The organism is Zhongshania sp. (genome assembly GCF_041623545.1).
Lineage (GTDB): Bacteria > Pseudomonadota > Gammaproteobacteria > Pseudomonadales > Spongiibacteraceae > Spongiibacter.
In genome coordinates, this window is sequence record NZ_JBFJWS010000020.1 from 22,020 (window position 1) to 32,342 (window position 10,323).

The window sequence follows — 10,323 nt, forward strand, 5'->3', positions numbered from 1 at the left end:
TCCCCATTATTATTTTCCTGCGGTTTTACGCAGGGCTAGGATTGCGACCATGGCGTACCACGCAAATGGGTACCGGGCTCTGCACCAAAGAGTACACCAGCGTTGATCAACAGGCTATCTAGGAATACCGCCAGCACCCACAAATTCTCAGGGCCATAAAACAAAAAAAAGCCGGCGCATAAATGCACCGGCTTTTTGTATGACACCTCGCTGGTAATACCCAGCGGCAAAGCTGCTTAGGCTTTGGCGTCTTCAATCTGATAGTAATCCATCAGAATCTTCGCCACTTCTGGACGAGAAAATTCAGGTGGTGGCGCAATGCCATTACCCAGCATTTCACGCACCTTGGTACCCGACAGCAAAACAAAATCTTCTTTGCTGTGGTCTGGCGCGTCGCGCATCATCACCACTTTGTCTAACTTCTTAGAATACGCAGTGTGATCAGCGCGGTAGATTTCAATATCCATGGCGCCGGCAGGTACTTTCTCGTCGAAAATAGTCTGGGCATCAAAACCGCCGTAGTAATCGCCCACACCGGCGTGGTCACGACCTACAATCAGGTGAGTACAGCCGCAGTTCTGACGGAACAAGGCGTGCAGCACGGCTTCACGTGGGCCTGCGTACAACATATCAAAGCCGTAACCAGTGATCATCACGGTGTTTTTGGGGAAGTAAACTTCGACCATCTTACGGATAGATGCATCACGCACGTGCGCTGGAATATCGCCGGGCTTAAGTTGACCCAGAAGCATGTGAATTAAGATACCGTCGGTACCCAGATCTTCCATGGCCATGCGGCACAATTCTTCGTGGGCGCGGTGCATCGGGTTACGGGTCTGGAAGGCAACAACCTTCTCCCAGCCACGCTCTGCGATTTCATTGCGAATCTCTACCGCAGTGCGGAAGGTATCGGGGAAATCAGCTTGGAAATAAGAGAAATTCAGCACCTGAATAGGGCCAGACAACAGGGTGTTGCCCTGCGCCTTAAAGGTCTGCACACCGGGATGCTTGTCATCTAAAGTGCCGAAAATATTCTCGGCCATAAAATCGATTTGTTCAGCGCTTACCGCTTCAACCGCTTCAACATCCATGATCGCCAGCACAGGATTGCCTTCGACATTGGGATCGCGCAGCGCAATACGCTGACCGGCAGTAATGCCTTGGGCGTCTTTGCTCAAGTTAACAATTGGCACGGGCCAAAACAAACCGTCAGTCGTGCACAAGTCCTTTGCCACGGCCAGTGAGTCGGCAAGGTTCATATAGCCTTTAAGTGGCGTGAAGTAACCGGCACCCAGCATAACCGCGTTAGCCGCAGCGGCAGAGCTAATTAACAGTGACGGCAGCGTTTCCGCTTCAGCATTCAGGGCGTGGTGTTTTTCAGTATCGTAGACAAATAAAGGGCTAAGTTCTTCGGCGCCATGGGGTTTGATCATTTATAGATGCTCCGTTAATTAAAAAGTCGGACGTCAGGTGTCTGACGTCGGACGAAATTATGAGTGCGGTGCGTGCGTCAGACTTCTGACCTCCGACACCCGACTCGTTTTAAATTATTCCCCGTGCTGTCATCATTTCCAGCAGCACAGCCACTTCTTCTTCCAAGCTCTGCTCGTGGCTATTCAACACCAGTTCAGGCTTAAGTGGCGCTTCGTAGGGATCATCGATACCAGTGAAGTTTTTGATTTCGCCAGCGCGGGCTTTTTTGTACAAGCCTTTAGGGTCGCGCTCTTCAGCTACTGCCAGTGGTACATCAACATGAACTTCAATGAAGTCCATATCGCCTGCTGCGTGCAGTTCGCGAACAATATCGCGGTCCGCGCGGTAGGGGCTAACAAAGCTAGACAATACGATGACGCCGGTATCGACAAATAGCTTGGAAATTTCACCAATGCGGCGAATATTCTCAGTGCGGTCTTCAGCGCTAAAACCCAGATTTTTGTTAATACCTAAGCGAATATTGTCGCCGTCTAAACGGTAGCAAAGATGACCTTTTTCCATCAGGGCTTTTTCTAAAGCAACGGCAACAGTGCTTTTACCGCTGCCAGAAAGGCCGGTAAACCACAAAGTTGCGCCTTTTTGCTTTAGCAGTGCATTACGGTCTTCGCGGCTAACTTCACCGTCATGCCAATGTACATTGGTTGCTTTAACTTCAGTCATCTATTCAACTCCGCTGGGCTGCTGATTATCTATTTGCTAATCGAATGCTTATCACCTGCTAAGCACCGACCAAGTGGACTGCGCTCAACACTGAGGGCGCCCATAGTAAAAGCATTTTTATCACAAGTAAAACAGGCTATTATTATAGTCAGTATCGATTTTATCGATACTGACTCCCGTAATCACCGCAGCCCAAAGCCCATGAAATACACAATCAGGCAATTAGAGATTTTTCTCAGTGTCGCCAAATTCCAAAGCGTGTCTAAGGCCGCCGAACAGCTCTGTTTGTCCCAGTCAGCCGCCAGCGCTGGTCTGCAAAGCTTAGAGAAAGCCTATGGCGTCACCCTCTTCGACCGCCAAGGTAATAAAATCAAACTCAACCCCATCGGCCACACACTGCGCAAAGAGGCCGAAACCCTATTTGCCCACTGCCAGCAATTTGACGACGCCCTCAAGCTCCACAGTGATATCGGCCACCTCCGCGTTGGCGCCAGCTTTACCATAGGCAATCATCTGGTGGTGCGCTACCTAGCAGATTATTTACACAAATACCCCGAAGCCGACGTACAGCTGGAGACAGCAAACACCCCCGAGGTAGTCGCCAAGGTGCTAAATTACGAGGTTGACGTGGGCATGATCGAACGCGAAGTCCAGCACCGAGAATTGGAGCTAATTCCCTGGAAAGAGGACGAGCTGGTGGTCTTTTGCAGCGCCGCCCACCCACTCGCAAAAAAGCGCGTACTCAATGACGCGGACATTAAAGCAGCCCGCTGGATATTGCGGGAACCCGATTCAGGCGCCCGCCACACCTTTGACCGCGCCCTAGCGGGGCTGCTGCCAGAAATTGAAATTTATCGGGAATTTAAGCACAACGAGGCCATTAAAAGCGCCGTTGAATCCGGTCTTGGTATTGGCTGCTTGTCCAAAGTGGTATTGCAAAACGATTTTCGCAACGGTGACCTCGTGCCATTAACCCTGTCCAATCGCGACATGACCAGAATGTTTTATTTTGCATTACCCAAGCAACGCCATAAAAAAGCAGCCGTCGAGTTCTGGATTGATCTGTGCAGTAAAATGGGGGAGTAAACCCCCATTTTCAAACTGATTAGACTAAATCGACAAAACGCCGACGATACTCGGCAAACTGCGCCATCAAACCCGCTTCGGTTAATCCAAACTGCGCCAAGGTGTATTCGTGGGCGGGGCGACTATCCCGGCGATTGGCTTCCTGATGCTCTTCCATCGCCACTTTTGCCTCGGCGGTAAGCTCCATACCAATAAAATCATACACTTTCTGTACTGAGCTTAACGGGTCAGCAACAGTGTCTTTATACCAAACATCCAGGAACGCCTCCGGCTGACGGTCACGCGTCTGCAAAGTGTGTAAGGTGCCCCGCGCGTATTTCGCCGCCCACTGCTCGCCCACCACCTTGCCGTCAACCTTATCGCTACCCAGAATCCACAGGTTGTAATTCATACTCGCCGCAGAGGGAATGGTCTGGAGTGGATCGCGATGGGTTTGCACAATTTTCGCATCGGGAAACACCTTCAGCAAGGTCGCGATGTGGTGGATATGGTGGGGCGTTTTCAGCAACCAACATTCGGCCTGCTGGCCGCTGCGCTTTTTCTGCCACTGCAAAAATTGCAGCAAGCGTTTTAGGTACAGATAGGCAGGCGTATTGTCGTGCTCGTCATTCCATTTACCGTAACTGGGCACATTGCAGAATGCATCTGGCACGGTGCTGTAAAAGCTGTGCTCCAACAATAAAATATCTTCATCCGCCGCCACCGGGTCCATGGGGTGAATCGCCGCAATTTCAGGGTTGGCCGCAAGCATTGCAGCGACTTCAGCCTCAGCCGAACTAATACGGCTATCCTTGCCCGTGAAATCCCAGTTCAATTCCGGCGCGGGGTTACGCACTTCATACCACAGCGGCGCATAAAAGCGTTTATCTGCCGCGAGTATGCGATGAAAAAAGGTTGAGCCGGTACGCTGTAAACCAATAATGACCACTGGCGCGTTAATTTCTTCACGCAGTATTTCTGGGTGCTTAGCGATCCACGCCTCAACGCGCAGGCGATTAATGAGGATATTCAATATCCGCTGATACTGGCCAAAACGACCACCAGCATTGAGATTCGCCTCATCGTTTAAGGCCCGCACTAACACCGTCAATGGCTCGCGAAAGGATTCATCACCAAAATCATTTAGCCCAGTCACCTCACTCGCTTCCCGCAGGAGCGCTGCCACGCTTAAGTCGACCTCAGGTATCGCCATGCCCTTCTCTTGTTCAATACTCACCAGACTCTCCTTTTAAACTTATTATGCAGTCAGTAATTGCGCCAATTCCTTTGATTTAACAACTCGGCAACGGGGGTGCGGGTGATCGCTTGCGCCAATCCAGCGGAAGGACATGGTGCCTTCGCGGTGGCCGGTGGTGTCCAGCCAGTTAACACACCCCGGATCTGTAGCCCCCACCACAATACTCACGCCGCCATCGCGGCGGTATTGGGCCGTATGCTTATTAAGATGGATCTGCACATAGCGGTATTCCAAGGACTCCATCCAATAATTATTCAACTGAAAATTCCAGTTATCACATTGGGGAATCTCGTCGACCTCAATCAATAGGGCCTCATCGTCGGCCAAATTAAAATAACCGTGGTAGTAGAAAATATTGGGATCGCCGCCAAGCTTTTGGCAATACGCTTGATCCGCCGCCGGCAAAGTATTCGGCTGATCTTTAAAACCCTGCGCCCAATCTGCAAATAGCGTCGCCGTGCCCTTCACAAAGGCGGCGGTATTGCGCAAATTTGCCGCAAGCTGGGAGGCTTGCAACGGCGCGGGTTTTACCCCGCCGCTCGCCAAGCGCTCAATTCTTAAATCAGCAAACACCTCAGTGTTACGATCTAAAAATGTCTCCCGCGCTAAAACGGCCACGGTATCTTCTGTAATTTTCAACCAGTTGCCCGGCTGGGGATGACGGGACAAAATCACCTCAACCGTGCCATCAGCATTCACCTCAAGTCCGCTATGACTATCAAGAGAAGCAACCGAGCGCATATTACCGTCAGCCTCTTCGTAGCCCCCGGCAATGGCAATAAAGCCCAAATACGCCACCGTGCCGCGACTGCCACTAATACGGTAATCGTGCATGCCATTTATTTCGGCGCGCAAGTAAATATTGTCCGGGTTGTCGGCGCCAATTTTCGCGGTTTCGTGAGAGGGTCGATAAAACGTCGGGAAATCCCGGTCGCTGCACTCCATAAACATATCGAGGCCAATGCGAGTTAAGCGCGTTAAATAACGCCAGCCTTCGGCACGATTAAACGCGTCGTCCGGCGCCTCGGCGCGCAAAATCTGCTGCCCCGCCGCTTTTAGCTCATCACAGAATTGATTCCAAATTTCGCCGCTTACAACATCATCGACTGAATTATCCGCCATTGCCTGCCTCCTTTTATTATTGAGGCAGTGTGGCAGTTTTGCTGGGGTGCTTATATCACCCAATTAGATGACGCGGGTGGGGGGATTGGTCGGACGTCTGACGTCGGAAGTCTGATGCTTGGGTGCTGTATGCTGGACGGCAGACGGAAGACGCTAAGTCAAAAGCAGATTCCCGCGTTCGCTTTAGTTAATACGCGCAGCGTATGCTTTTAAGCGTTTTCCATCTCCCGTCCAGCATTTAGCTTTCTCAGTCAGCGGTTAATTCTAACAGAGCGCCCTTTTCACGTCCGACATCAGACCTCCGACACCCGACACCGACTACGCCTTCAACGCCCGCCCTTCCCTTACCGCCAACTGCCAGTCCAGACCGTCAAGCAGCTCCCCATCCTCGTCCAGGGGCGGATAGGCCAGGCCATTGGCGCGGCAGTAGTCAGCTATTTTAGATTGCGCCCATTCAAATAAAGTACGCTGATAGCTGTCGTCGTCAAGACGGCGCTTGCTGTAAAGTCCTGCGAGCTGCCGTTGACGCTGAACCTCGGCCAAGATAATTCCGGCAGCAACAGAGACATTAAAAGATTGCACCATGCCCATCATGGGTATGGTGATAAAAGCGTCGGCTAGGGCGCAGCCTGCGGGACTAACGCCCTGTTTTTCAGCCCCCATCAAAATCACGGTGGGCTTGCTGTAATCTGGCTGGCGGAAATCAACCGCACCTTCGCCAAGATGAGCCGCGAGCACTTGGTAACCTTGGGCTTTTAAAGGTGCTAATGCCGTAGTCACATTTTGCTCGCGCTCAACCTGAACCCAGCTATGGGAACCCATCGCCGTGCCGCGAAAGGCCTTGTAGTCTTTATCGGGAATCACGCAGTGCATGCGACCAATCCCCGCAGCATCGGCAGTGCGAACAATGGCGGAGAGATTGCGGCTTTTATGAACATTGTCAGTAACAATGGTGAGATCCGGCTGGCGGAACTCTAAAACCTGACGCAGGCGTTGGAAGCGTGCTGCAGTCATGGCACGGGCCTCGGAAGTAAAAAGGGGCGTCAGTTTACAGTAGCTAGCCGAATGGGGAAATGCAGGCATCGGAGACGCTGGATGGGAGACGGGAGACGCAAAATCAAACGGCCGACATCAGACGTCCGACTAGCCCTTAGCGTCTCCCGTCCAGCATTAAGCTTTCTCCGCATGAGCTAAGCTTCATCATTGCGCCGCTTGTACGTCCGCCGCCAGACGCCCGACCTTAGACTCCATCTTCACCCCTCTATTACCGCCACCGTCAATCGTGAGACACACACGGTTTTATCCGCCTCATCGGCAATCCGAATTTCCCACACCTGAGTACGGCGGCCAATATGCACGGCCTTTGCTACACCCGTCACCAAGCCGCTTTTTACCGAGCGAATATGGTTAGCGTTGATATCTAAGCCCACGCAAACAAAACCCTTCTCACAGGCCAAGTTTGCAGCAAAACTGCCTAGTGACTCAGCCAGCACAACCGATGCACCACCGTGAAGTATGCCAAAGGGCTGATGAGTGCGCTTGTCGACCGGCATAGTGCCTTTGACAAAGTCAGCGCCGATTTCGGTAATCTCGATACCCAAAACGTCCGCAATGGTATTCCTCGTCACCGCGTTCGCTTCAGCTAAACTAGGAGTCTGTGTCCAGATCGTCATATTGGCCTCACCTTGTCATCTTTAAAGTCATTCCAACTTCACCAGAGTCCCGCGCCAGTAAGGAAAATCTCCTATGGCATTACAAGTTGACTCTGCTAACATAGGCGCAATAATAGCCAGCTTATTCACCGGAGGATAGCCCCATGTCGATGATCCCAAGAACTGTTTACGAAGAAGAGCATGAATTGTTTCGCGGCTCTGTCCGCAAATTTTTAGAAACTGAAGCCGCTCCCTACCACGCTCAGTGGGAAAAAGATGGCCAAGTTGATCGCGAGCTTTGGATCAAGGCCGGCGAGCAGGGCTTCCTCTCCCCCAGTGTGACTGAAGAATACGGCGGTGTTGGCGTCGATTTCCGCTACAACGCCATTATCGATGAAGAATGCGGCCGCTCAGGCTTAACTGGTATCGGCTGGGGTTTGCACTCAGACATCGCCGTACCCTATATCGAGCGCTACGGTAGTGAAGCTCAAAAGCAAAAATACCTGCCCAAATGCGTTACTGGCGAAACCATCATGGCCATTGCCATGACCGAACCCGCCGCTGGCTCAGATTTGCAGGGCATTAAAACTACCGCACTTAAAGACGGCGATGATTACATCATCAACGGATCTAAAACCTTTATCACCAATGGTCAGCTTGCCGACCTCGTGATCGTGGTTGCCAAAACCGACCCAAGTGCCGGCGCCAAAGGCATTAGCCTATTTTTGGTTGAAGCGGGCACCCCCGGTTTCAGCAAGGGTTCAAACTTAGAGAAGATTGGCCTTAAAGCGCAGGACACCTCTGAGCTGTTTTTCCAAGACGTCCGCGTATCTAAAGACCAGTTACTCGGCGAAGAAGGTATGGGCTTTGTATACATGATGCAAGACCTGCCCCAAGAACGCCTGAACGTGGCGATTCTTGCGGTGTCCTGCGCCGAAGCTATTCTCGAGCAGACCATTGCCTACGTAAAAGAACGCAACGCCTTCGGCAAAACCGTTGCCACCTTCCAAAACACGCAGTTCAAGCTTGCGGAATTGGAAACCCAAGTTTGCGCCGCACGAGTATTCTTGGATCGCTGCCTAGAGCTACACATTGAACACAAGTTTGATTCGGTTATGGCGGCAAAAGCCAAGCTACTCACCACTGACCTGCAATGCAAAGTCGTTGATGAGTGTCTGCAGTTGCACGGTGGTTACGGCTTTATGTGGGAATACCCCGTTGCCCGCGCCTTTGCCGACTCGCGGGTACAGCGTATCTATGCTGGCACCAACGAAGTAATGAAGTTAATTATTGGCCGCGACTTACTGAAGTAAGTCCACCCTAGCCAGGTTTTGCTTTGGGGCTGCTTGCAGCCCCTTTTTTTCGTCCTTAATAACTGACCACCCCAGTACGCTCACCCATACCACTCCCGCTCGGCGGCATTGGCACTGCGCCTTGCAAAGCCAATAAACTACTCTGATCAACCTGAATCAAACCGCGCTTGGGGCGATCAAGATCAATGATAATGAACACAATCATCGCGATCAAAAATGACACCATCACCGTTGGTGCCACCACCCGCGTGCCACTTAAACCACTGGAATATCCCAACATCCCGCCAGAGGCGACAAACACAATAAACAGCAACCACAGCACCACTTCAGGCACACGCATTTGCTGCAAGGCATTGCGCTTACCCTGGCTGTCGATCATTTCATTCAAGGAATTGACGAAAGCCCCTGATGTCACTGGCCGCGGGTCAGCGTTGGTTGCCGCTACCGCCAGCGCCCATAAATCGCTTTGCAGCGCAGCGATATCTTGATTGTATTTTTTGCGCTGAGCAGCGTGGCTTAAATCAATCTTGCCAATACCAATGCGCATATCAACATAGCGGCCTAACAAGGCGTTGGCCTCGGCGTGGAACTCCTCCGGCAATAGCTGCACTCTTAAACTCGCGGTGCCGATCGCATTCGCCTCGGCGATCAAGGCCTCACTGCGACCGTCAAAACGCTGCATCGACATACTAAAAGTAAAGCCCAACAACAAGGCCAGCAAGCCGAGAATACTGCCCTGTATTGAACCCGTCAGCGTCTTCATCTCGGCGTCGGTGCTGTGCTGCACAAAACGCCCAATCCGAAAACTAAGCTCATTCATTGCAATAATAAGCAGGAATAAAATGCCGGTAATGAGCACGCTGTCGTAATTATAAAGAAAGGGTTGCGCCATGATTTTCTCAAGATTGCCAAGGGAATAAAGCCGAAAAAATTTTTCCCAGCAAGCTATAACAGCGCAGCTGGAAAAGGTTGGCCATTGGTGGTTTAAATAACTGGAAAGTTCCGAGACCAAGAAAATATTTATTGGCCTCGAAAAGGCCTTTAAAGAAACTGAAAAATCAGTTTCTCTGTACCGAGAACAAATTGCTTAGGCGTAGTAATCTACCGCGAGTTTACTTCCTGCAACCGCAGATAAATCGAGGGAATTGACTGCCTCGTCGTCAGGCTTGGCATTATTTGCTAAGCCATTGTTGCCCGCCCGTTCGGCTGAATCTTGCTGGCCCGCTGACTCCCCAGCAAATTGCTGACTGCCATTGGCCGACGCACCATTCCCCAAATTCGGGTTGTGACTCACCTTAACCTCATCAAGTCGCAAACCCTGCTGTTCAAAACTACTGCTTAAACGCGGCAGCATTTTCTCAATCAGATCACTGGCTTCACTGTTTTGGGCTTGAAATTGCACCGAGGTATTATCACCGTTCATGGACAGCTGAATATGAATACTGCCCAACTCGGCGGGGTGCAGCTGCATAGTCGCAGTGTGTACACCGTTATTAACCATCATGCCGATACGCGCCGCCATGGCCTGTCCCCACCCGGGGTTGTCAACGAGGCTCTGATTCATGGTTAGCGCAACTGCAGCCCGTGGCGCAGCGCCATTCGCACTACCAAGAGCACCTTTAAGCTGGGACAACGAGGCCAACTCACTGAAGTCCTCATCCATACTAAGACTTTCTGTCTGCAGACCTTTTGCTTGCGCTAAACCGAGCCCCTCACCTTTAACGCCCTGTAGCGCAGCGGCAAAACCACCGGCCACGGT

General features: G+C 51.6%; 11 protein-coding genes. 2 read left to right on the top strand and 9 right to left on the bottom strand.

Going from position 1 to position 10,323, the window contains the following annotated elements; translation table 11 throughout:
- Positions 1-35: 35 nt before the first annotated feature.
- From ABYT30_RS04700 to cysC, 3 genes are all read right to left on the bottom strand, one after another.
- Complete coding sequence (locus tag ABYT30_RS04700; protein WP_373095443.1) at positions 36-206, bottom strand: hypothetical protein; 171 nt, start codon at positions 204-206, stop codon at positions 36-38.
- 30 nt (positions 207-236) lie between these two features.
- A complete protein-coding gene (sat, locus tag ABYT30_RS04705; protein ID WP_373077145.1) occupies positions 237-1,433 on the bottom strand; it encodes a sulfate adenylyltransferase in 1,197 nt (398 codons plus the stop codon).
- A gap of 109 nt (positions 1,434-1,542) precedes the next feature.
- Entirely contained in the window at positions 1,543-2,154 is a 612-nt protein-coding gene (gene cysC / locus ABYT30_RS04710) for an adenylyl-sulfate kinase (protein ID WP_373077147.1), read from the bottom strand.
- Positions 2,155-2,355: 201 nt separating this feature from the next.
- On the opposite strand from cysC, the gene ABYT30_RS04715 reads away from it, so the two are divergent.
- A complete protein-coding gene (locus tag ABYT30_RS04715; protein ID WP_373077149.1) occupies positions 2,356-3,240 on the top strand; it encodes a LysR family transcriptional regulator in 885 nt (294 codons plus the stop codon).
- Positions 3,241-3,259: 19 nt separating this feature from the next.
- On the opposite strand, the gene ABYT30_RS04720 is transcribed toward ABYT30_RS04715, so the two are convergent.
- The 4 genes from ABYT30_RS04720 to ABYT30_RS04735 form a co-directional block, all read right to left on the bottom strand.
- Positions 3,260-4,456, bottom strand: a complete 1,197-nt coding sequence (locus ABYT30_RS04720; protein WP_373077151.1) for a sulfotransferase — start codon at positions 4,454-4,456, stop codon at positions 3,260-3,262.
- Positions 4,457-4,477: 21 nt separating this feature from the next.
- Entirely contained in the window at positions 4,478-5,599 is a 1,122-nt protein-coding gene (locus ABYT30_RS04725; protein WP_373077153.1) for a DUF1214 domain-containing protein, read from the bottom strand.
- Positions 5,600-5,917: 318 nt separating this feature from the next.
- Positions 5,918-6,613, bottom strand: coding sequence for a tRNA (guanosine(18)-2'-O)-methyltransferase TrmH (trmH, locus tag ABYT30_RS04730; protein ID WP_373077155.1), 696 nt, complete (start codon positions 6,611-6,613; stop codon positions 5,918-5,920).
- Positions 6,614-6,852: 239 nt separating this feature from the next.
- Positions 6,853-7,272, bottom strand: coding sequence for a hotdog fold thioesterase (locus ABYT30_RS04735; RefSeq protein ID WP_373077157.1), 420 nt, complete (start codon positions 7,270-7,272; stop codon positions 6,853-6,855).
- 149 nt (positions 7,273-7,421) lie between these two features.
- Here ABYT30_RS04735 and ABYT30_RS04740 point away from each other — a divergent pair, with 149 nt between their 5' ends.
- Positions 7,422-8,564: an acyl-CoA dehydrogenase family protein gene (locus tag ABYT30_RS04740; RefSeq protein WP_373077343.1), complete on the top strand. Its 1,143-nt coding sequence runs from the start codon at positions 7,422-7,424 to the stop codon at positions 8,562-8,564.
- Positions 8,565-8,619: 55 nt separating this feature from the next.
- Here ABYT30_RS04740 and ABYT30_RS04745 read toward each other — a convergent pair whose 3' ends face one another.
- Both ABYT30_RS04745 and ABYT30_RS04750 read right to left on the bottom strand, forming a co-directional pair.
- A complete protein-coding gene (locus tag ABYT30_RS04745; protein ID WP_373095446.1) occupies positions 8,620-9,456 on the bottom strand; it encodes a hypothetical protein in 837 nt (278 codons plus the stop codon).
- A 195-nt stretch (positions 9,457-9,651) separates the two neighbouring features.
- A partial coding sequence (locus ABYT30_RS04750; RefSeq protein WP_373095449.1) for a flagellar hook-length control protein FliK occupies positions 9,652-10,323 on the bottom strand: 672 nt, incomplete at its 5' end.

What these genes read in the sequence shown, in the direction of transcription:
- sat (WP_373077145.1), bottom strand. Translation starts at nt 1,433, where the DNA reads ATGATCAAACCCCATGGCGCCGAAGAACTTAGCCCTTTATTTGTCTAC.
- cysC (WP_373077147.1), bottom strand. Translation starts at nt 2,154, where the DNA reads ATGACTGAAGTTAAAGCAACCAATGTACATTGGCATGACGGTGAAGTT.
- ABYT30_RS04715 (WP_373077149.1), top strand. Translation starts at nt 2,356, where the DNA reads ATGAAATACACAATCAGGCAATTAGAGATTTTTCTCAGTGTCGCCAAA.
- ABYT30_RS04725 (WP_373077153.1), bottom strand. Translation starts at nt 5,599, where the DNA reads ATGGCGGATAATTCAGTCGATGATGTTGTAAGCGGCGAAATTTGGAAT.
- trmH (WP_373077155.1), bottom strand. Translation starts at nt 6,613, where the DNA reads ATGACTGCAGCACGCTTCCAACGCCTGCGTCAGGTTTTAGAGTTCCGC.
- ABYT30_RS04735 (WP_373077157.1), bottom strand. Translation starts at nt 7,272, where the DNA reads ATGACGATCTGGACACAGACTCCTAGTTTAGCTGAAGCGAACGCGGTG.
- ABYT30_RS04740 (WP_373077343.1), top strand. Translation starts at nt 7,422, where the DNA reads ATGATCCCAAGAACTGTTTACGAAGAAGAGCATGAATTGTTTCGCGGC.
- ABYT30_RS04745 (WP_373095446.1), bottom strand. Translation starts at nt 9,456, where the DNA reads ATGGCGCAACCCTTTCTTTATAATTACGACAGCGTGCTCATTACCGGC.